17 protein-coding genes and 1 other annotated feature are annotated in these 20,868 nt (G+C 40.8%); of the genes, 10 read left to right on the top strand and 7 right to left on the bottom strand.

Going from position 1 to position 20,868, the window contains the following annotated elements; all coding sequences use genetic code 11:
- Nucleotides 1-303 precede the first annotated feature (303 nt).
- Entirely contained in the window at nucleotides 304-1,689 is a 1,386-nt protein-coding gene (radA, locus tag ACPEH5_RS06965; RefSeq protein ID WP_042847009.1) for a DNA repair protein RadA, read from the top strand.
- Between the two features lie 31 nt (nucleotides 1,690-1,720).
- Complete coding sequence (nadR, locus tag ACPEH5_RS06960; protein ID WP_042847008.1) at nucleotides 1,721-2,956, top strand: multifunctional transcriptional regulator/nicotinamide-nucleotide adenylyltransferase/ribosylnicotinamide kinase NadR; 1,236 nt, start codon at nucleotides 1,721-1,723, stop codon at nucleotides 2,954-2,956.
- A gap of 189 nt (nucleotides 2,957-3,145) precedes the next feature.
- Here the strand turns inward: nadR and ettA are convergent, their stop codons facing one another.
- Nucleotides 3,146-4,813: an energy-dependent translational throttle protein EttA gene (gene ettA / locus ACPEH5_RS06955; RefSeq protein WP_042847007.1), complete on the bottom strand. Its 1,668-nt coding sequence runs from the start codon at nucleotides 4,811-4,813 to the stop codon at nucleotides 3,146-3,148.
- 659 nt (nucleotides 4,814-5,472) lie between these two features.
- Here ettA and sltY point away from each other — a divergent pair.
- Both sltY and trpR read left to right on the top strand, forming a co-directional pair.
- Nucleotides 5,473-7,386: a murein transglycosylase gene (gene sltY / locus ACPEH5_RS06950; protein WP_042847006.1), complete on the top strand. Its 1,914-nt coding sequence runs from the start codon at nucleotides 5,473-5,475 to the stop codon at nucleotides 7,384-7,386.
- 343 nt (nucleotides 7,387-7,729) lie between these two features.
- Nucleotides 7,730-8,047, top strand: a complete 318-nt coding sequence (trpR, locus tag ACPEH5_RS06945; protein WP_042847005.1) for a trp operon repressor — start codon at nucleotides 7,730-7,732, stop codon at nucleotides 8,045-8,047.
- A 242-nt stretch (nucleotides 8,048-8,289) separates the two neighbouring features.
- On the opposite strand, the gene yjjX is transcribed toward trpR, so the two are convergent.
- Nucleotides 8,290-8,826, bottom strand: a complete 537-nt coding sequence (gene yjjX, locus ACPEH5_RS06940) for an inosine/xanthosine triphosphatase (protein ID WP_004914743.1) — start codon at nucleotides 8,824-8,826, stop codon at nucleotides 8,290-8,292.
- 52 nt (nucleotides 8,827-8,878) lie between these two features.
- On the opposite strand from yjjX, the gene gpmB reads away from it, so the two are divergent.
- Nucleotides 8,879-9,526 (top strand): 2,3-diphosphoglycerate-dependent phosphoglycerate mutase GpmB, encoded by a 648-nt coding sequence (gene gpmB / locus ACPEH5_RS06935; RefSeq protein ID WP_042847004.1) that lies wholly within the window; start codon nucleotides 8,879-8,881, stop codon nucleotides 9,524-9,526.
- A 44-nt stretch (nucleotides 9,527-9,570) separates the two neighbouring features.
- On the opposite strand, the gene robA is transcribed toward gpmB, so the two are convergent.
- Nucleotides 9,571-10,485: an MDR efflux pump AcrAB transcriptional activator RobA gene (gene robA, locus ACPEH5_RS06930; protein WP_042847003.1), complete on the bottom strand. Its 915-nt coding sequence runs from the start codon at nucleotides 10,483-10,485 to the stop codon at nucleotides 9,571-9,573.
- Between the two features lie 184 nt (nucleotides 10,486-10,669).
- Between robA and creA the strand changes: the two genes are divergently transcribed.
- On the top strand, nucleotides 10,670-11,146 hold the full coding sequence (creA, locus tag ACPEH5_RS06925) for a protein CreA (protein WP_042847002.1): 477 nt from the start codon (nucleotides 10,670-10,672) through the stop codon (nucleotides 11,144-11,146).
- 117 nt (nucleotides 11,147-11,263) lie between these two features.
- Here the strand turns inward: creA and arcA are convergent, their stop codons facing one another.
- Nucleotides 11,264-11,980, bottom strand: a complete 717-nt coding sequence (gene arcA / locus ACPEH5_RS06920) for a two-component system response regulator ArcA (protein ID WP_004905684.1) — start codon at nucleotides 11,978-11,980, stop codon at nucleotides 11,264-11,266.
- Nucleotides 11,981-13,134: 1,154 nt separating this feature from the next.
- Here arcA and thrL point away from each other — a divergent pair.
- From thrL to thrC, 4 genes are all read left to right on the top strand, one after another.
- A complete protein-coding gene (thrL, locus tag ACPEH5_RS06915; RefSeq protein WP_071548816.1) occupies nucleotides 13,135-13,203 on the top strand; it encodes a thr operon leader peptide in 69 nt (22 codons plus the stop codon).
- Nucleotides 13,142-13,263: a sequence feature (Thr leader region), on the top strand. Its footprint overlaps the gene before it by 62 nt.
- Nucleotides 13,264-13,287: 24 nt before the next feature.
- Nucleotides 13,288-15,747 (top strand): bifunctional aspartate kinase/homoserine dehydrogenase I, encoded by a 2,460-nt coding sequence (gene thrA / locus ACPEH5_RS06910; RefSeq protein ID WP_042847001.1) that lies wholly within the window; start codon nucleotides 13,288-13,290, stop codon nucleotides 15,745-15,747.
- Nucleotides 15,748-15,750: 3 nt separating this feature from the next.
- Nucleotides 15,751-16,680 carry a homoserine kinase gene (thrB, locus tag ACPEH5_RS06905; protein WP_048608446.1) on the top strand — a complete coding sequence of 310 codons (930 nt, stop codon included), beginning with the start codon at nucleotides 15,751-15,753 and terminating at the stop codon, nucleotides 16,678-16,680.
- 3 nt (nucleotides 16,681-16,683) lie between these two features.
- Nucleotides 16,684-17,979: a threonine synthase gene (gene thrC / locus ACPEH5_RS06900; protein WP_048608444.1), complete on the top strand. Its 1,296-nt coding sequence runs from the start codon at nucleotides 16,684-16,686 to the stop codon at nucleotides 17,977-17,979.
- An 81-nt stretch (nucleotides 17,980-18,060) separates the two neighbouring features.
- Here thrC and ACPEH5_RS06895 read toward each other — a convergent pair whose 3' ends face one another.
- From ACPEH5_RS06895 to ACPEH5_RS06885, 3 genes are all read right to left on the bottom strand, one after another.
- A complete protein-coding gene (locus ACPEH5_RS06895; RefSeq protein ID WP_166686983.1) occupies nucleotides 18,061-18,528 on the bottom strand; it encodes a hypothetical protein in 468 nt (155 codons plus the stop codon).
- A gap of 129 nt (nucleotides 18,529-18,657) precedes the next feature.
- Nucleotides 18,658-20,046: a Cu(+)/Ag(+) sensor histidine kinase gene (locus ACPEH5_RS06890; protein WP_042846998.1), complete on the bottom strand. Its 1,389-nt coding sequence runs from the start codon at nucleotides 20,044-20,046 to the stop codon at nucleotides 18,658-18,660.
- Nucleotides 20,039-20,722 (bottom strand): heavy metal response regulator transcription factor, encoded by a 684-nt coding sequence (locus tag ACPEH5_RS06885; RefSeq protein WP_048608439.1) that lies wholly within the window; start codon nucleotides 20,720-20,722, stop codon nucleotides 20,039-20,041. Before ACPEH5_RS06885 ends, ACPEH5_RS06890 begins: the two co-directional genes overlap by 8 nt.
- Nucleotides 20,723-20,868 lie beyond the last annotated feature (146 nt).

Genomic DNA, 20,868 nt, shown 5'->3' with positions numbered 1-20,868 from the left:
CGGTGTTGGCTGCACTCGGCTGCTTGGGTCACATACTTTTGTATGCTCCCCAAGACATCCTCTTTTGCCGCCTAGCCACAACCCGAACTATTTTGAATGTTGGTATCTATATTTTATGGTTTGCGCTGTAGCGGTGTTGGCTGCACTCGGCTGCTTGGGTTACATACTTTTGTATGCTCCCCAAGACATCCTCTTTTGCCGCCTAGCCACAACCCGAACTATTTTGAATATTGGTATCGATATTTTATGGTTTGTGAGATAGCAATAATCTAAAACTAAGTTAATTATCAAGAGGAGTTTGCTGTGGCGAAAGGGGTAAAAAGGGCGTTTGTCTGTAATGAATGCGGGGCGGATTATCCACGTTGGCAAGGGCAGTGTAGTGCTTGCCATGCATGGAATACCATTACAGAAGTGCGTCTGGCCTCAACAAGCTCTTCATCGCGTAATGACCGTTTAACGGGCTATGCAGGGAATGCGGCTGGGGTAAGTAAGGTTCAGAAATTATCTGAAATCAGCCTCGAAGAACTTCCTCGTTTTACTACAGGCTTTAAAGAATTTGATAGGGTGTTAGGCGGAGGCGTTGTGCCGGGTAGTGCCATTTTAATTGGCGGGAACCCGGGGGCGGGTAAAAGTACATTATTGCTACAAACCATGTGCTTGCTTTCACGTGAAATGAAAACCCTCTATGTCACTGGGGAAGAGTCATTGCAACAAGTGGCGATGCGTGCGCATCGACTTGGTTTGCCAACAGATTCGCTCAATATGCTATCCGAAACCAGTATTGAACAAATTTGTTTAACCGCGGAACAAGAACAGCCGAAACTAATGGTAATAGACTCCATCCAAGTGATGCATATGGCCGATATCCAATCATCACCGGGCAGTGTGGCGCAAGTTCGTGAAACAGCCGCGTATCTGACTCGCTTTGCGAAAACCCGCGGTGTTGCGATTATTATGGTAGGCCATGTCACAAAGGATGGTTCACTTGCGGGGCCAAAAGTCCTTGAGCACTGTATTGACTGTTCTATCATGCTTGATGGTGATGCCGATAACCGTTTTCGCACGTTACGTAGCCATAAAAACCGTTTTGGTGCCGTTAATGAACTCGGGGTATTTGCTATGACGGAGCAAGGGCTTAAAGAGGTCAATAACCCATCGGCAATTTTCTTAAGTCGCGGTGATGAAGTGACCTCTGGCAGTTCCGTTATGGTGGTCTGGGAAGGGACGAGGCCATTACTGGTGGAGATCCAAGCCCTAGTTGACCATTCGATGATGTCTAATCCACGTCGGGTTGCTGTCGGGCTTGAACAAAACCGCTTAGCAATTTTGCTGGCCGTGTTGCACCGTCATGGTGGCTTACAAATGTCGGACCAAGATGTTTTTGTGAATGTAGTGGGTGGCGTCAAAGTGACTGAGACCAGTGCTGATTTGGCGTTATTGCTTTCTTTAGTTTCAAGTTTTCGAGACCGGCCGTTACCTAGGGATCTTGTGGTGTTTGGCGAAGTTGGGCTAGCAGGGGAAATCCGTCCGGTTCCAAGCGGGCAAGAGCGTATCTCTGAGGCGGCAAAACACGGTTTTAAACGTGCGATTGTGCCTCATGCTAATATGCCCAAAAAATCGCCGCCAGACATGAAAGTCTACGGGGTGAAAAAGTTGGCGGATGCGCTCAGCATTTTAGATGAGCTATAACGCTTATTACTAAGAGTAAAAAGGAAAATAAATGGCTGAATTTGACTATCTTAAAAACGCAATCAAACGAGCGGGTTACACTCTCCAGCAAGTGGCTGATGCGACAGATATGACCAAAGGCTACCTCAGCCAGTTGATAAACGATAAAATCAAGAGCCCAAGTGCCCAAAAAATAGCGGCTCTTCATCGTTTTTTAGGCCTTGAATATCCCAATAAGCAAAAAACGATCGGCGTGGTGTTTGGCAAATTTTACCCACTACACACAGGGCATATTTATTTGATCCAACGTGCTTGCAGCCAAGTGGATGAACTGCATGTAATCCTTTGCCATGATGAACCTCGTGATAAAGACCTGTTTATTAATAGTTCAATGTCACAACAACCAACTGTCAGTGACCGGCTGCGTTGGTTACTGCAAACCTTTAAATATCAAAAAAACATTCACATTCATTCATTTGATGAAAATGGCATAGAGCCTTATCCACACGGCTGGGAAGTGTGGAGCGATGGTATGAAAGGCTTTTTGAAAAAGCACAATATCCACCCTAGTTTTATTTATTCGGGGGAGGCAAACGATGCTCCTCGCTACAAAAAATATTTAGGTATTGAAACTGTTTTGGTTGACCCTGAGCGCACCTTTATGAATATCAGTGGTAACCAAATTCGTCAGGCACCGTTTCGCTATTGGGATTACATTCCAACGGAAGTTAAACCTTTCTTTGTCCGGAAGGTGGCGATTTTAGGAGGCGAATCAAGTGGGAAATCTACCTTAGTTAACAAATTAGCCAACATTTTTAATACCAGTAGTGCATGGGAGTATGGGCGCGATTATGTTTTTAGCCATTTAGGTGGTGACGAAATGGCATTGCAATATTCAGATTACGATAAAATCGCCTTGGGTCATGCGCAATATATTGATTTTGCAGTAAAATATGCCAATAAAGTGGCGTTTATTGATACGGACTTTGTGACAACGCAAGCCTTCTGTTTACGCTATGAAGGCAAAGAGCATCCATTCGTTCAGGCACTGATCGATGAATACCGATTTGATTTGGTGATAGTACTGGAAAATAACACGCCGTGGGTGGCTGATGGTTTAAGAAGTTTAGGAAGCGATAAAGACCGCAAAGCTTTCCAAAACTTACTCATTGAAATGCTTAAGAAAAATAATATTGAGTTTGTACGTGTAGAGTCCTCTGATTACGATACGCGTTTCTTAGAATGTGTAACCCTCGTTCAGCAGTTATTGATGTTGGATGACTTATAAATAAAGTCACCCAATAAAAAACGGCATCGAATGATGCCGTTTTGATTCTATCTATATGATATCGATCCCTTAAATAATTTGAATTATAGGTAGGCGGCAAGAGAGTGAGTCCCTAGGAGCATACACCAGTATGTGACTAGGTCTCACAAAAGCAGCCAACACCGCTATAATTCTAAATTATGACAAGGATTATTTGGTCATACGCTTATACTTCATACGATGTGGCTGCAGCGCTTCGGCACCTAATGTGCGTTTCTTGTAATCTTCATATTCAGAGAAGTTACCTTCGAAGAAGCTGATATTCCCTTCATCTTGATAATCAATGATATGTGTTGCAATACGGTCAAGGAACCAACGGTCATGGGAAATAACCATTGCGCAGCCCGGGAACTCTAATAGGGCGTTTTCCAACGCACGTAAAGTTTCTACGTCGAGGTCGTTGGTTGGTTCATCGAGTAGCAAGACGTTACCGCCCACTTGCAGTAGTTTAGCTAAGTGTAAACGACCACGTTCACCACCAGATAACTCACCGACGCGCTTACCTTGGTCAATGCCTTTAAAGTTAAAGCGGCCAACATAAGCACGGCTAGGAATTTCAAAGTTACCGATACGCATGATGTCCTGACCGTTAGAAATCTCTTCCCAAACAGTTTTGCTGTCATCCATGGAATCACGGAACTGATCAACAGAGGCAATCTTCACGGTTTCACCAACAGTGATGGAGCCAGAATCAGGCTGTTCTTGCCCTGAAATCATCCGAAATAGTGTTGATTTACCCGCACCGTTCGGCCCGATAATCCCAACAATTGCCCCTTTAGGAATGGAGAAGCTCAGGTTATCAATCAGAACGCGGTCGCCATATGATTTGCTTAGGTTTTCAACATCAATAACCTTATCACCTAAACGTGGACCTGGTGGAATAAATAGCTCACTGGTCTCGTTACGTTTTTGATATTCAACGTTATTAAGTTCTTCAAAACGCGCCAGACGCGCTTTCCCTTTCGATTGGCGGCCTTTAGGGTTTTGACGTATCCACTCAAGCTCTTTCTCGATAGACTTACGGCGAGCCGCTTCAGTTGAGGCCTCTTGGGCTAAACGAGCATCTTTTTGTTCAAGCCAAGAAGAATAGTTACCTTCCCAAGGAATGCCCTCACCACGGTCAAGCTCAAGGATCCAACCTGCTACGTTATCAAGGAAGTAACGGTCATGCGTGATAGCTACGACGGTACCTTCATAGTCGTGTAAGAAGCGCTCTAACCACGCCACAGACTCTGCGTCTAAGTGGTTGGTTGGCTCATCGAGTAACAGCATATCTGGTTTTTCTAGCAGCAGGCGGCAAATCGCCACTCGGCGGCGCTCCCCCCCAGATAGATTCTCTATTTTTGCATCCCAAGGGGGAAGACGTAATGCATCAGCAGCACGTTCTAGTTGGTTATCAAGGTTGTGGCCATCTTGCGCAGAAATAATGGCTTCTAACTCGCCTTGTTCTTTGGCCAGTTTATCAAAATCCGCGCCTTCTTCTGCATAAGCCGCATAGACTTCATCTAAGCGGGTCAATGCACGTTTAACCTCACCAACGGCCTCTTCAACGGCTTCACGCACTGTGTGTTCAAGGTTGAGTTTTGGTTCTTGTGGTAGGTAACCAATTTTTAGACCTGGTTGAGGACGCGCTTCACCCTCGATATCGGTATCAATACCTGCCATGATACGCAGTAATGTTGATTTACCCGCCCCGTTTAGACCTAAAACACCGATCTTAGCCCCCGGAAAGAAGCTCAGAGAGATATTTTTTAAAATATGACGTTTCGGTGGAACAATTTTTCCAACCCGATACATACTATAAACGTATTGAGCCAATTTATTTACCTTTTGATTTATAAAGGGAACTTTAGTTTTTTAGTTTATTTTGCTTTAACAAGCTTAGGCTGAAAAGCATTTAATAAACAGCCATATAATTTTCTAGAACTATACCTGAACATCAGGAGATCATCCATCCCTCCCTCTCAGTGAGACAAGCTTGATGACTTTCTATTATCAACTCATGGGGATGTAGTGATGTGATGCGCTATACAGGGAGTTACCCATGATAAACATAAAGGAATTGAATACTTTTTTAAAATGGGCGTTACGTCAGGTATTTAATCGAAACACATAACAAAGTTACGAATACAACTGATTGCGCTGAATATTGCCGAGGGGCAAAGACTTTAAATTATTCATAAAGTGGCTGATACGTAAAAGACTGTAAAGTCGAAATAATCAAGAACTCTCCGCTGTTACTAAATAAAAACTTTCGGTAGCATTCATAGTATTGATATATGCTTAATATACCCGTAATCCTTCAAGTTGCAGTGGTGTTAACTGCGCTCAGCTAGCCGAGTCACATAGTTTATCTATGCTCTCTGTCTATCTTCGCTTGTCGCCTACCTACAACTCGAATTATTTGGGATATGTGTATATATAGGTTAAGGTTTTCCCTGTAGTTTGACTTTAGTTTAGCGATGGAGCGAGTGAATATGAAAGGTTGGTTAGCGGCAGTACCAGTAACAATGTTGCTGGTTTCCAGCACCGTATGGGCTGATTCCTTACAAGCGCAGCGGGAGCGCTATCAGGCAATTAAGGTTGCATGGGATGCCAATAAAATGGATGAAGTCGAGCGCTTACTGCCGACCTTGCATGATTATCCACTTTACCCTTATCTTGCTTATCGTGAGCTAACTCAAGACTTAGATATTGTATCACCTCGCCAAGTTCAGGAATTTATTAACACTTACCCGACGCTACCTGTCGCAAAAAATTTAAAAACTCGCTTTGTTAATGAATTAGCACGCCGCCAAGAATGGAAATCATTGTTGGAATTTAGTCCTGAAGCTCCAAAGCCGGCTGAAGCACAATGTAATTTTTATTTTGCAAATTGGGCAGTAGGTAACAAGCAAGTTGCTTGGCAAGGTGCAGAGAAAGCGTGGTTAAACGGCCGTTCTATGCCATCAGCGTGTGATAAGCTTTTCAATGAATGGGAAAAAGAAGGTTATTTAACCCCTGAAATGACCCTTGAGCGTATTAGTTTGGCAATTAAAGAAGGGAATACTTCGATTGCGAGCTATTTGGCTAAACGTTTACCACCGAGTTATAAAACGATAGGCGATGCGCTGATTAAACTACAAAATGACCCAGCGTCTGTTGTCACTTTTGCTAAAACAGTAACTCCTACCGACTTTACTCGCCAAGCCACGACAGCAGGCTTTAGCCGCTATGCACGTCAATCCCCAGATGCAGCTCGTGCAGTATTAAATACGGTAAGTTCTGCACAAAAAATGAATATGACAGAAAGCCAAGCGCTTAAAGATAGTATCGCATGGCAATATATGGGGGATGTCACGCCAGAACAGGCGCAATGGCGCGATGAAACTATTCAGGAAAGTCATTCATCATCATTGAAAGAACGCCGAGTCCGCCTTGCTTTAGGGGCAGGGGATAAAACCGGAGTAGCCGCGTGGCTGAGGCAATTACCTGCTGATGTGAAAAATAAAGAAGAATGGCAATACTGGCAGGCTATTACGCTCATTGATGCGGGTAAGAAAGCCGAGGGTGAAGCAAAGCTTCGTGAATTAACCAAGAAACGTGGTTTTTACCCAATGGTTGCTGCGCAGGTTTTAAATATTGAATACCCTGTCTATGTCAATACTGCCGCTAAGCCTGATGCCAGTATTAATCAGTTACCTGAAGTGCAACGCGTGCGTGAGTTAATGTACTGGGAACTGGAAAATCTTGCGCGTTCTGAATGGGTTAGCTTAGTGGCTTCTCTCCCTGCTAATCAACAAGAACAGCTTGCGCGTTATGCATTTGATAACAAGTGGCCCGATCTTAGCGTTCAAGCTACGATCACAGCAAAATTGTGGGATCACTTGGAAGAGCGCTTCCCATTGGCGTGGGATAAAGAATTTAGCCTCTATACAAAATCAAAAGATATTCCAAAGAGTTATGCCATGGCAATTGCTCGCCAAGAAAGCGCTTGGAACCCACAAGCACGCTCACCCGTAGGGGCTACAGGTTTAATGCAGTTAATGCCAGCAACAGCGAAACATACCGCTAAAAAGCAAGGTATTAATTATGTGAATACGAGTCAGTTGACTAATCCAACTACCAATATCGAGTTGGGAACTGCCTATCTTGAAGATGTATACCAGCAGTTTGGAAATAACCGTATTTTAGCCAGCGCAGCCTATAATGCAGGCCCTTCAAGGGTAACTCGTTGGTTAGGTAATAGTGGCGGACGCATTGATGCAATTGCATTTGTTGAAAGTATTCCGTTTTCTGAAACCCGTGGTTATGTGAAAAACGTTTTATCCTATGACTTGTTTTATCGCCATTTTATGGGGCAAAAAGGTATGAAGATTTTGCTTCCTAATGAATGGAATATGAAATACTAAAGATACTCTTCATATTTCGAATTGTAGGGGTGTTGGCTACGTTTGCTAACCCTAGTCACATACTTGTGTGTGCTCCTAGGGCTTAGCATCACTTACCTCCTACCTACAATCCGAACTATTTTGAGTATTCATATTTTTTATATTTCGTTTTATTGGGGCTTCGTGTTACATACAGGTGTATGCTCCCCGAGCTATCCTCGCTGATCGCCTTGCTACAGTACGAATGCTTTAGCGTATAACTCATATTATTTGGCATCTTGGCAATCGCTTTGTGTTTGGTTGATGATTTCTAATAAGAGTGTGTTATTATCTGTACTAGTTAAATAGTATGGATGGATAGACGATGACAGCAAATCAACAATATGACCCGGCTTTGACCGCGGATGAGAACGCTGACTGGCTGCGCTTTGTGAATTTATTACAATTGGCATTTGAACAAGATATCCATTTGCCAGTTCTTCAGTTATTACTTACGCCAGATGAGCGTACAGCCTTATCGACCCGAGTTAAAATAGTGCAAGAGCTAATGCGCGGCGAAATGAGCCAAAGAGAACTTAAAAATGAACTCGGAGTGGGGATAGCGACCATAACGCGAGGTTCGAATAGTTTAAAGTCGGCTCCATTGGATGTGAAGGCTTGGCTCGAGTCTCAACTTCTCTAAAATACTCTTCATATTTCAAATTGTAGGGGTGTTGGCTGCGCTTGCTAACCCTAGTCACATACTTATGTATGCTCCTAGGGCTTAGCGCGACTTGCCGCCTACCTACAATTCGAACTATTTTGAGTATTGGCATTTATCTATTTTTAAAATTAATAGACACAAAAAAAGTATGGTTTCCCATACTTTAGTGTGAAAAGCGTGATGTTTAATCGCACATGCAATTTTAATTATTTTAAGTATAATTAGTCTTCTACTTGGTTTAGCTCTTTATAAATTTCATGCTTAATGGGAACTAAGGCCAAAATTAAGGCTTGTTGGTAAACACTTGTGCGGGTTAATACCCCGTCGGTGAAAAAACCAATAGCGCCACCTTGTTGTTTGATATTATCAATACCGGTCAAAAAGGCCATTTCATCGCCAAGTTCACGACCTTCACGAATACCTGCCAGAATTTTTTCTGGGATCATAATACTCGCAGAGCGAGACTCGCCGCGTATTTGCTTATGTTCAATAACTATCCAAGCAAAAGTCATATCATCTTCAATGCCTGCTTCGATACCGACCCAAAAGTCTGCTTCAGGGCGAACTTGTCTTGAAGCCATTACGCGTTGTCTAGCCCCTGTACGGGTTTCATTATTACCGATAGGTTGCTGTGGAACACTGCTATCGACATTAATATCTTCAATTTGATAACTGCCAGCCCCAAATACAGCATCGAAAGCTAGATGGATCGCTTTAATTTTGGCAGGATTAGTCGTTGCAGCTATAACTTGGTACATTAATTATTTTCCTTTGAACACATACTTCGAAAAGTAATAACGGAACACATCTATGTTACAGGTTTATCTTGTTCGCCATGGCGAAACTGAATGGAATTTAGCTCGTCGCATCCAGGGACAATCCGATAGCCCTCTGACAGCCACTGGACGACTGCAAGCAAGGCAGGTGGCTGAAAGGATAAAATCAGAAGGCATTACCCATATTATCACTAGTGATATGGGACGCACACTGGAAACTGCACAAATAATTGCAAGTGTATGCGGATGTGAAATTACCACAGAACCGCGTCTACGTGAACTAAATATGGGGGTTCTTGAACAAAGAGCGATTGAGTCGTTAACCTCAGAAGAAGAACAGTGGCGTAAAAGCTTGATTGACGGCACTCGTGGTGGTCGAATCCCTGAGGGGGAATCGATGGAAGAACTCTATACGCGTATGTTTGCGGCATTAAATAGTTGCTTAGATCTCCCCGAAGGGAGTCGACCCCTGCTTGTAAGCCATGGCATCGCACTAAGTACTTTAATTAGCCGTATTATGGGGGTTCCTGCGTATTCAGAGCGCCGCTTACGTTTACGTAATTGCTCATTATCTCGAGTAGACTACCAAAACAGCCCATGGCTTGCGAATGGGTGGATAGTCGAAACTGCGGGGGAAGTGACTCATTTAACGCAGCCAGCCCTTGATGAACAACAAGGCTAATTATTGAAAAGTAAGGAGTTTCAATATAATGAAACTCCCTCAGCTTAGCGTGCTTTAGTACCGTCTGCTTTGATAGGAACATAATAATCAAACGTATCGATATGCGTTTTAGGGTCATCACTTTCTGGGGTGATATTATGCAAGTCGATATTTTTTAGTCGGTAATGTTCAATATCATACCCAGGGCGACGCGTTAAATTGAGTTTGGGTAAATAAACACCATAAATTTGGTATAAAAACTCCTGTAACGCATTTCGGGTTGGCACGCCATTAAATGAAAATTTCACATACTTACCACTCGGTAATGTCAAATTGGTATACTGATTAGTATTGAAACTTGCATCTTCAGGCCTAACTGCGGTGGTATAGAACACAGTTTGCTCGTCTTCTTTTTCAGGGTTATGGATTGCATGATGCAGCCCGAACACCTCAGAAGCAATCTTGGTGGTATTATCTAAATAATAATGCCAAAACGTTTGGCGCATTTCTGAACATGCGGTTGACCATTCCTCTAAAGCATAAGAACAGCTTTGCTCCAAACCGACCAATTGCAGTTCAGGCATTTGCATAAATTCATGTTCAATATTTATATGATTATCTAAGATAATCGGTGGGCAAATCCCAGTAGCACACCACTCCTCACTACGGCGGTAGAAAGCCGGTGTCAGGTTAAACTGTTTTTTAAATGCGCGCGTAAAAGTTTGTTGCGAGTCAAAGCGATACTGTAGCGCAATATCAAGAATTGGGCGGCTTGTTAAGCGCAATGCAACCGCAGCACGAGAAAGTCTTCTGGCTCGAATATAAGCACCAATCGCTTGGTCAGTGACTTCTTTAAACATTCTTTGTAAATGCCACTTAGAGTAGCCTGCTTTTGCGGCAACATTATCCAGCGAGAGTGGTTTATCAAGGTTGTCATCTATCCAGCGAAGCAAGTCGCGAATAATATTAGTTTGATCCATGTATATCCCCAGCCAATGCGACTTATAGTACAGATATAATCTATCAATGAATCGCTATTCTATATCAAGTTACCTTTTTCGTTTATAGTAAATGAGTTGTATTTGAGAATTAGTTAGAAAAGTGAATAATTAACCTTGTATTGATACGAGGTTTACCGATTGTGAGTTGAATAGGAAACCCAGTATGCGTTGTTCCAGATTAAAAAATATTGTTCTCGCGTCATTATTATCAGCGTTGCCTTGTATTACTTTCGCTGAAGAAATCGGTTCAGTCGATACTGTATTTAAGATTTTCGGCCCTGACCATAAAATTGTCGTGGAAGCATTCGATGACCCTGATGTTGATAACGTTACCTGTTATTTGAGTCGCTCAAAAACGGGTGGTATCAAAGGGGGGTTGGGGTTAGCGGAAGATACTTCTGATGCTGCTATTTCATGTCAGCAAGTTGGTCCGATTGAACTGAGCGACCGTGTAAAGCGTAAACCAACAAAAGGCCAAGTTGTTTTTCAAAAGCGCACATCGTTAGTTTTCAAAAAACTGCAAGTGGTTCGTTTTTATGACCCGAAACGTAACACACTGGTTTATTTAACGTATTCAGACAAAATGATCGACGGCTCACCGAAAAATGCGTTAAGTGCTGTACCGATCATGCCGTGGTGATTATGACGAGTGTTTGGGCTGCAATCCTCTGATAGTATGGATGCCACTCATAAAAAAATCCGCTGCTTAAAAGACAGCGGATTTCGATAACTATAATGCAAATAATTAGGTTGTTAATTATTCGTCTAAATCACCACAGAAACGGTAACCTTCACCGTGGATAGTGGCAATAATTTCTGGTGTGTCAGGCGTAGATTCGAAGTGCTTACGAATACGACGGATAGTCACGTCAACAGTCCTGTCATGAGGTTTTAATTCACGGCCAGTCATTTTCTTCAGTAAATCAGCTCGAGTCTGAATTTTCCCTGGGTTTTCACAGAAATGCAGCATTGCACGGAACTCACTGCGCGGCAATTTGTAGTGTTCACCAGCAGGGCTAACTAATGAACGGCTATTAATGTCTAATTCCCAACCATTAAATTTATAGCTTTCAACCAAACGACGCTCTTCAGTACCGCCAGCCAAATTCATGGTACGTGACAGTAAGTTACGCGCACGAATAGTTAATTCGCGTGGGTTAAATGGTTTGGTGATATAGTCATCAGCACCGATTTCCAGACCGAGAATTTTATCAACTTCGTTATCACGGCCAGTTAAGAACATTAACGCAATACTTTCTTGCTCACGTAATTCACGAGCAAGTAATAAGCCATTTTTACCTGGTAAGTTAATATCCATGATGACTAAATTGATGTCATGTTCGGAGAGAACGTTGTTCATCTCTTCGCCATCAGTTGCCTCATGAACCACATAGCCTTCAGCTTCAAAGATACTTTTTAGCGTATTGCGTGTGACTATTTCGTCTTCAACAATCAAAATGTGTGGGGTCTGCATAGTTGCTACCTAAAGTATTAAAATAAAAATACTGAACTCACAAGCCGTTTTCAGTTAGGTGGTTATTATATTTTTCTCTGAAAAAACACGTTTATGAGTATAAATTTGTTTCAAAATCCAACAGTGACATTATGTTGCTTTTGCAGCAAATGGCTCTAAAAAACTAGCCAAAATATAAGCACTTTCCCAATATTGGGCTGTTAACAGCAATATAACAGCTAATACTGCATTTACCACCTAAAAAACTAACTTTTGTTGATACATATCAAAATCAATTGTAGCACGTTAACAAAAATTGTTAGGTACATAATTATATAAATTAACATGCGATTTAGATATCAGATAGTCGGTCAAAATGCAGAAGACGAATATGAGGGTTGTTGCTTTGACTTGAAATTAAAGAATTTAATCTGCAATTCCCCCAATATACCATCAAAAATAATGTCTGATTTGTGACTCATCTCGAATTTTGACAGGTTGTTTTGTTTAAATGATAGAGAGCAAACGCTTCTAAACTAGAAGTAAAGTGTCTATGCAGTAATATGATGAGTCGTTTATGATTGTAAATAAGTAAATATACTTATGTTATTTTAAGGGTGAAGAAATTTACTAACAATATTTTTACATTTAAATAAAGCATAAATTGGTGGAGATTATGCTAAACAACGAATATGAGTGTAAATGTAGAGAGTGATATCAGATATTTTCAGATTAAGCCCATATGATAACGATCAACTTTCCCGGTAAATCACAAAACCCCATGCATTGATCTACAACTAGAAATAAGTCTCTATCAGGTTAATTGGAACATGGGTTTTTTCTGACTCATCTTGGTGGAAATTCCTGCTTATTTTTAGTGGTACATAACTTTTATCAAATCCCATCATTGTATTTATTTGCTCATTTAATAAACAAATAAGCCATTAAAATCGCAAAAAATTATTCATCTGGTAATTTAAATTATTTTGGTTGTTAAAGCTGGTACTGGTGGGGTTTTTGTTTTTTTATGAAGATTTTTTCCCTTTTCCTAGAGGGGTTTTTATTGAAAAACTGTTTTGTTAAAGGGGTTGGAATCAAATAAATTTGACAAATTATGCCGATTGCTTTAACCGTATAGGGAGAAACCCAAAAGATCTAAGAGACAGACAGAATTTATGCGTAATATCAGCCTGACTATTATTATTACCACCACCACCGTAACCACAGGAAACGGGGCGGGCTGACGCATCCAAAAAATAAAAATGAAAAAGCCCGCATCCCCATAAGATGCGGGCTTTTTTTTGGTGTTAATTCAGGAGAGAAATACCATGCGTGTGCTTAAATTTGGCGGTACTTCGGTTGCAAATGACGAACGGGTACTAAATGTTGCTGACATCGCTGAAAGTAAATTAGCAGATGGGCAAGTGGCACTGGTGCTATCAGCACCAGCAAAAATCACTAACCATCTGGTTGCTATGATTGAAAAAACGGTTGCAGGTCAAGATGTCATCACGCATGTAAATGATGCCGAAATGATTTTTGCTAACCTTTTAAAAGGATTGAAAGAAAAACAGCCTGGTTTCGAATATGACAAGCTGAAAAAACTTACAGAACAAGAATTCGCACAAATCAAACAAGTACTGCATGGTATTACTCTCCTAGGTCAATGCCCTGATAGCATCAACGCTACAATTATCTGCCGTGGTGAAAAGCTCTCTATTGCTATTATGGAATCTGTATTAAAAGCTCGTGGTCATAATGTGACAGTGATTAATCCAGTTGAAAGCCTATTAGCAAAAGGGCATTACCTTGAATCTACTGTTGATATAAATGAATCGACAAAACGTATTGCTGCTTTAAATATTCCCAAAGATCACTTTGTCTTAATGGCTGGTTTTACCGCTGGGAATGATAAAGGCGAACTAGTAGTGTTAGGCCGCAATGGTTCTGATTACTCCGCCGCGGTATTGGCAGCTTGCTTACGTGCAGATTGTTGTGAAATTTGGACTGATGTTGATGGTGTGTATACTTGTGACCCGCGTTTAGTACCTGACGCACGCTTATTGAAGGGGATGTCTTATCAAGAAGCCATGGAGTTATCTTATTTTGGCGCCAAAGTTCTCCATCCTCGTACAATCGCTCCTATCGCCCAATTCCAAATACCTTGCCTAATTAAAAATACCACTAACCTAAGTGCTCCCGGTACTCTGATTGGGGATGGTCAAACGGATGACAGCACACCAGTTAAGGGGATCACTAACTTAAATAACATGGCAATGATCAACGTATCGGGGCCTGGTATGAAAGGAATGGTGGGCATGGCTGCACGTATTTTCTCTGTCATGTCACGTAAAGGTATTTCAGTCGTGTTGATCACCCAATCTTCATCGGAGTACAGTATCAGTTTCTGTGTGCCACATAATGAACTACAGCGTGCTCGCGCTGCACTAGAAGATGAATTCTATTTAGAGTTGAAAGATGGCGTATTAGACCCACTGGGCGTGATGGAGCAATTAGCGATTATTTCTGTAGTCGGTGATGGCATGCGTACATTGAAAGGTATTTCAGCGCGCTTTTTCTCTGCATTGACCCGTGGCAATATCAATATTGTTGCTATTGCACAAGGCTCATCTGAGCGCTCTATTTCAGCCGTAATTGCGAACGAGGCGGGAACCACGGCGGTACGTCTTTGTCACCAAATGTTGTTCAATGCAGAGCAAGTGATTGAAGCCTTTATCATCGGAGTCGGTGGGGTGGGAAATGCATTGATTGAACAAATACACCGTCAGCAACAATGGTTGAAGCAAAAGCATATCGACCTGCGTGTGTGTGGTATAGCAAACTCACGTGCAATGTTAACGGATATGCAAGGCATTGATTTAGCTAACTGGAAAGCTGAATTAGCGGAAGCAAAAGAACCTTTTAGCTTAAGCCGTTTGATCCGTTTAGAACGCGAGTATCATTTCTTAAACCCTGTGATTATCGATTGTACTTCCAATCAAGAAATTGCAGAGCAATATGTGAATTTCTTAAAAGATGGTTTTAACGTCGTCACGCCAAATAAAAAAGCCAATACATTATCCATGGATTACTACCACCAATTGCGTGGCGCAGCAGAAAGCTCGAAACGTAAATTTCTCTATGATACAAACGTTGGTGCGGGCTTACCTGTTATTGAAAATTTACAAAATTTGCTCAATGCAGGGGATGAATTAGTTCACTTTAGTGGTATTTTATCGGGCTCACTGTCTTTTATCTTTGGTAAGCTTGATGAGGGCATGTCTTTATCTGAGGCAACGGCGCTGGCAAAAGAGAAAGGCTTTACAGAACCAGACCCTCGCGATGATTTATCCGGTATGGACGTAGCACGTAAATTATTGATTTTAGCCCGCGAAGCAGGTTATGACTTAGAGCTACAAGATATTGAAATTGAACCTGTTTTACCTATGGATTTCGATAGCAGTGGCTCTGTTGCTGAATTTATGGCTCGTTTACCACAATTAGATGTACAGTTTGCTCAGCGTATAAAAGCCGCAGAAGCAGAAGAAAAAGTGTTACGCTATGTTGGGTTAATTGAAGAAGGGCGCTGTCAGGTTAAAATTGTTGCTGTTGATGGCAATGACCCACTCTTCAAGGTTAAAAATGGCGAAAATGCACTGGCTTTCTATACACGCTATTACCAACCAATTCCTTTAGTCTTAAGGGGTTATGGCGCAGGTAATGATGTTACTGCTGCTGGTGTATTTGCAGATATGCTGCGTACCCTTTCATGGAAATTGGGAGTTTAAGAAGTGATTAAAGTTTATGCACCAGCTTCAATAGGTAATGTTAGCGTTGGGTTTGATGTCCTTGGAGCGGCGGTCTCCCCTGCTGATGGCTCATTATTAGGTGATTGTGTCACCGTTGAAGCTGCGGATACTTTCTCGCTAACGAACAAAGGTAAATTCGTTGCTAAGTTACCGAAAAAGAACGAACACAATATTGTCTACCAATGTTGGCAGCTGTTTTGTGAACGCCTTGGCAAACAGTTGAATGTTGCAATGACCCTTGAAAAAAATATGCCAATAGGTTCTGGTCTTGGTTCAAGTGCATGTTCCGTGGTTGCCGCGTTAATGGCATTAAATGAGTTTGCGGACAAGCCATTTGATGATACGCAATTATTAGGCATGATGGGCGAATTAGAAGGGCGAATTTCTGGTAGCGTGCATTACGATAATGTAGCGCCTTGTTTCTTAGGTGGGCTACAGTTGATCATCGAACAAAATGGCATTATTTCCCAACCTGTGCCTGCATTTGAAAACTGGTATTGGGTAATGGCGTATCCGGGAATTAAAGTATCGACAGCAGAAGCGCGTGCTATTCTCCCTGATAGCTACCCACGCCATGACATTGTAAATCATGGCCGGTATTTATCTGGTTTTATCCATGCATGCCATACTAACCAACCATTACTTGCTGCAACAATGATCCAAGATGTCGTGGCTGAGCCTTATCGCACTCAGCTACTGCCAGGGTTTGCAGAGGCACGTAAAAATGCCAAAGAAATTGGTGCGTTAGCATGTGGTATTTCCGGTTCGGGGCCGACACTGTTTGCCATTTGCGATGATAAACAAATCGCTGAAAATATGGCGGATTACTTGCAACAACATTATATTCAGAATGATGAAGGCTTTGTGCATATCTGCCGTTTGGATCTCGCAGGGGCAAGGACAATAGGGTAAATAATGAAACTGTATAATTTAAAAGATAATAACGAACAAGTAAGTTTTGCACAGGCAGTTAAGCAGGGGCTTGGTAAACAACAAGGCTTATTTTTTCCGCAAGATCTGCCAGAGTTTAGTGCAAGCGAAATTGAAGAACTATTAAAATTAGATTTCGTGACACGTAGTAGCCGTATTTTAAATGCCTTTATTGGTGATGAAATTCCTCAAGAAGAATTAGCTGCACGCGTGAAAGCCGCATTTGCCTTCCCTGCACCAGTGTCTAAGGTTGAGGAAGATATCGCGACTTTAGAGCTTTATCACGGCCCTACGCTAGCATTTAAAGACTTTGGTGGGCGTTTTATGGCTCAAGCTTTAGGGCAAGTCGCAGGTGACCAACCAGTTACTATCTTAACGGCAACCTCCGGTGATACAGGGGCAGCAGTTGCACATGCATTTTATCGTTTAAAAAATGTGCAGGTTGTTATTTTATACCCAGAAGGGAAAATCAGCCCGTTACAAGAAAAGCTATTCTGTACACTGGGTGACAATATTCATACCGTTGCTATCAAAGATGATTTCGATGCTTGCCAAGCATTAGTCAAACAATCATTTGATGATGAAGCACTGAAAAAGGCCCTATACCTTAACTCAGCTAACTCGATCAATATTAGCCGCTTACTGGCTCAGATTTGTTATTATTTTGAAGCCGTTGCACAGATCCCAGCTGAAAAACGTGATCAACTCGTGATCTCTGTACCAAGTGGTAACTTTGGGGATCTAACCGCAGGTTTATTAGCTAAATCAATGGGGTTACCTGTTAAGCGTTTTATTGCCGCGACTAACGTGAATGATACTGTCCCACGCTATCTTGTTGAAGGCGAGTGGAAACCACATCAAACCGTAGCTACTTTGTCGAACGCTATGGATGTTAGCCAACCAAATAACTGGCCACGCATTGAGGAATTATTCCGTCGTAAAGGCTGGTCACTGAAAGATCTTGGTTATGGCACGGTTAATGATGATGTGACAAAAGAAACCGTACGTGAATTGGATAAAAAAGGTTATCTATCAGAACCACATGCTGCTGTTGCTTATCGTGTTTTACGTGATCAGCTACAACAAGGGGAATACGGACTATTTTTAGGAACGGCTCACCCAGCTAAGTTTAAAGAAAGTGTCGAGGAAATCTTAGGTAAACAGATCCCTTTACCAAAAGAGCTTGCTGAGCGTGCTGAACTTCCGCTGTTATCGCATTTCTTACCTTCTGATTTTGCAGAGTTGCGTACATTCTTGATGAAATTAGCACCTAAGCAATAAGAGTAAATAGCATATTAATAAATAACGGAGGCTCTGGCCTCCGTTATTTATTCAAGTGAATGAACAAGTAAATTTAATCTATTAATTGAGCTGCTCTAAATGACGGTTAATTTCATTTTGAATATTCGCTGAGGAACTATTTTTATTAAACTTCAGAATAGTAATTGCCTTCTCATGTTCATTCATATCGGTAAATAATGTTGAGCTCAAAGGTTTTGATTGTTGAAAATCTTTAGATTGGCTTTTGTGATTTAAAATTGCTTGCCTCATAGTTGGTGACGTATTGTTTTTAGTAAAACTAAGGGCAACAGCCGCTTTAGCATGGCTATCTAATTCAGAAAAACTTAATCCTTGGTTAATGGCTTTTTTTGTATTAATTCCAGCTTGATTAAGGTGGTTATTAATCGCCTTTTGAGTCGATGCAGATGTGCTATTCTCAGTAAATGAAAGCGCCGTTGCCGCATTTTTATGTATATTATTTTCAGGTTTTGCGTAAGCCATATTAGCAGTGACAACGATAAGCCCCAAAGTCAAAATAACTTTTTTCATGATAAATCCTTATTAAAATAAAACAGAATAACTTTCTATATGGTTATAATAAGGGTTTATTTCTGTCTAATACCTGACAGAAAAATGACAAATCTGCCATTTTTCTTTTTTAACTCTAAATGAGAAATTTTATATATTATTAGGAAGGAAAATTGTAAAACGGGTAGAATACTCATCTGAAGCAATCTGAATAGATCCTTTATGTGCAAGTATAATTGATTTCACAATCGCTAAACCAATTCCACTCCCCTCATTTTTTCTTTGCCTTGATTTATCCACCCGATAAAAGCGATCAAATAACTTAGGGAGATGTTCTTCAGGGATTTTTTTACCTGGGTTACTAATGATAATCTCAATTCCACCTTTGACATTTGCCAAATTTATACTGACGGAATCACCTTTTGGCGTATAGCGGATGCCATTCGAAATTAAATTGGTAATTGCTCGACGAAGCATGTTTTTATCTGCAAAAATAGGGTTTGCTTCACCAATAAGTTTTAATTGAATTTCATTGTCTTCTGCTAAAAACTCAAAGTAATCAAGAATTAAAGTTATTTCCTCCTTAAGATTGATCTGTTTTTTCTCTGGGATCAATCGGTTATCATCGGCTTGCGCCAGAAATAACATGTCTGAGATCATCCGTGATAGTCGATTATATTCTTCCAAGTTTGAATAAAGCACCTCGACTAATTCTTCCTTTGTTCGATTTTTATTTAAAGATATTTGTGTTTCAGTCATTAAATTAGTGATAGGAGTGCGCATTTCATGGGCTATATCCGCTGAAAAATTGGTTTGCCTGACAAAAACATCTTCAATTTTAACCAACATTTGGTTAAATGAAATAGTTAATTGTTTTAGTTCTTTAGGGACAGCGGTTGGGTCTAAGCGAATACTTAAATTCTCTGAGGTGACATTTTTTATTTCATCACTGACATCTTTAAGTGGTTTCAACCCTTTGATAACAAGAAAATAAACAATAGAAACGGTTAAAAAACATAGCAAAACCGCACTGATAATTAAATTATTTATTAGTGAATTAAGGTAATCATGATGGAAATTTAAGGATAAAGCTGTTACTAGCCGATATTTTTTTGCTTCTGAAGGTCCACTGATTTGAATATAGCTTTCTGACAGGCGGTAATTTTTAAGGTAGAGGTCTTTATTGCTTTTGCTAGGGTCATAATTTTTTAAGTGGGAAATAAGTTCTGTTGTTGCATTCGGTGATGTTAATACCTTTCCATTATTGTCACTCAAATAAACCACAATATCTTGATGTTCATTAATAATAGTTCTGATCAGTGTATATTGCTCATCTTGTGAGCCAGCATTTTCGTTTAATAAACTGTGGATCGTTAAATTAATTTGGTTGAGTGTATATTCATCTTGCTGTTTAAAATGCAAAACGACAGAGTTGATCATAAGCCAGCTAAATAATAACAATGCAAGGGAAAGGGTGATGCTGATCAAGAAAATAAGCCGAGCAGAAATAGAGATCGGGGAGCGAAATAGCTTATTCATTTTCTGGGATCTCAAGTAAATACCCCATACCCCTAATGGTATGGATCAGTTTCGGTTCGTAATTATGATCGATTTTTGATCTTAAACGCTTAATCGCGACATCAATAACATTGGTGTCGCTATCAAAATTCATGTCCCATACTTTTGATGCAATTAAAGAGCGTGATAGCACTTCGCCTTGATGTAGAACAAAAAGCTCAAGCAAAGCAAATTCTTTACTCGTTAAATTAATTTTTTCATTAGACCGAGTGACTCGTCTTTTAATTAAATCAACATGCAAATCAGCAATAGAAAATTGAGTTTTTTGAATATTATTATTTCCTCGACGTAAAAGAGTTCTAACACGAGCAAGTAATTCAGAAAAATCGAAAGGTTTTACAAGATAATCGTCAGCGCCAAGTTCAAGGCCTTTCACTCGATGCTCAACATTACCTAATGCAGTTAACATTAATATAGGAGTGTTTTTGCCAATAGTACGTAGGTTTTTCGCTATTTCCCAACCGTTAATATCAGGCAACATGACATCAAGGATGATGAGGTCATACTCTTCTGTTGTTGCCATATGAAGCCCCGTAATACCATTTTCTATCGCATCGACAATAAAACCAGATTCAGTTAACCCTTTTGATAAATATTCTCTGGTTTTATGTTCATCTTCTACAATAAGTAATTTCACAAGTACCTCAAAGCTGAGTTGGAGCTATTTTATCCAGCTTTATTCTAAGCATTGAAACCAACAAATGTAAAATGACAAATTTGTCATTTTCATGTCATGAATCTAACAGGAGGTGTTTTTTACCATAGCAATAATTTTAATTACTA

The organism is Providencia sp. NPDC089933, from assembly GCF_049545585.1.
Taxonomy (GTDB): domain Bacteria; phylum Pseudomonadota; class Gammaproteobacteria; order Enterobacterales; family Enterobacteriaceae; genus Providencia; species Providencia huashanensis.
The sequence above is the reverse complement of the archived record's forward strand: the minus strand, read 5'-3'. Positions and strand labels throughout refer to the sequence as shown.

Excerpts from the sequence above, each read along its gene's own strand:
- nadR (WP_042847008.1), top strand. The coding sequence starts at position 1,721 with ATGGCTGAATTTGACTATCTTAAAAACGCAATCAAACGAGCGGGTTAC.
- sltY (WP_042847006.1), top strand. The coding sequence starts at position 5,473 with ATGAAAGGTTGGTTAGCGGCAGTACCAGTAACAATGTTGCTGGTTTCC.
- trpR (WP_042847005.1), top strand. The coding sequence starts at position 7,730 with ATGACAGCAAATCAACAATATGACCCGGCTTTGACCGCGGATGAGAAC.
- yjjX (WP_004914743.1), bottom strand. The coding sequence starts at position 8,826 with ATGTACCAAGTTATAGCTGCAACGACTAATCCTGCCAAAATTAAAGCG.
- gpmB (WP_042847004.1), top strand. The coding sequence starts at position 8,879 with ATGTTACAGGTTTATCTTGTTCGCCATGGCGAAACTGAATGGAATTTA.
- robA (WP_042847003.1), bottom strand. The coding sequence starts at position 10,485 with ATGGATCAAACTAATATTATTCGCGACTTGCTTCGCTGGATAGATGAC.
- creA (WP_042847002.1), top strand. The coding sequence starts at position 10,670 with ATGCGTTGTTCCAGATTAAAAAATATTGTTCTCGCGTCATTATTATCA.
- arcA (WP_004905684.1), bottom strand. The coding sequence starts at position 11,980 with ATGCAGACCCCACACATTTTGATTGTTGAAGACGAAATAGTCACACGC.
- thrA (WP_042847001.1), top strand. The coding sequence starts at position 13,288 with ATGCGTGTGCTTAAATTTGGCGGTACTTCGGTTGCAAATGACGAACGG.
- thrC (WP_048608444.1), top strand. The coding sequence starts at position 16,684 with ATGAAACTGTATAATTTAAAAGATAATAACGAACAAGTAAGTTTTGCA.
- ACPEH5_RS06895 (WP_166686983.1), bottom strand. The coding sequence starts at position 18,528 with ATGAAAAAAGTTATTTTGACTTTGGGGCTTATCGTTGTCACTGCTAAT.
- ACPEH5_RS06890 (WP_042846998.1), bottom strand. The coding sequence starts at position 20,046 with ATGAATAAGCTATTTCGCTCCCCGATCTCTATTTCTGCTCGGCTTATT.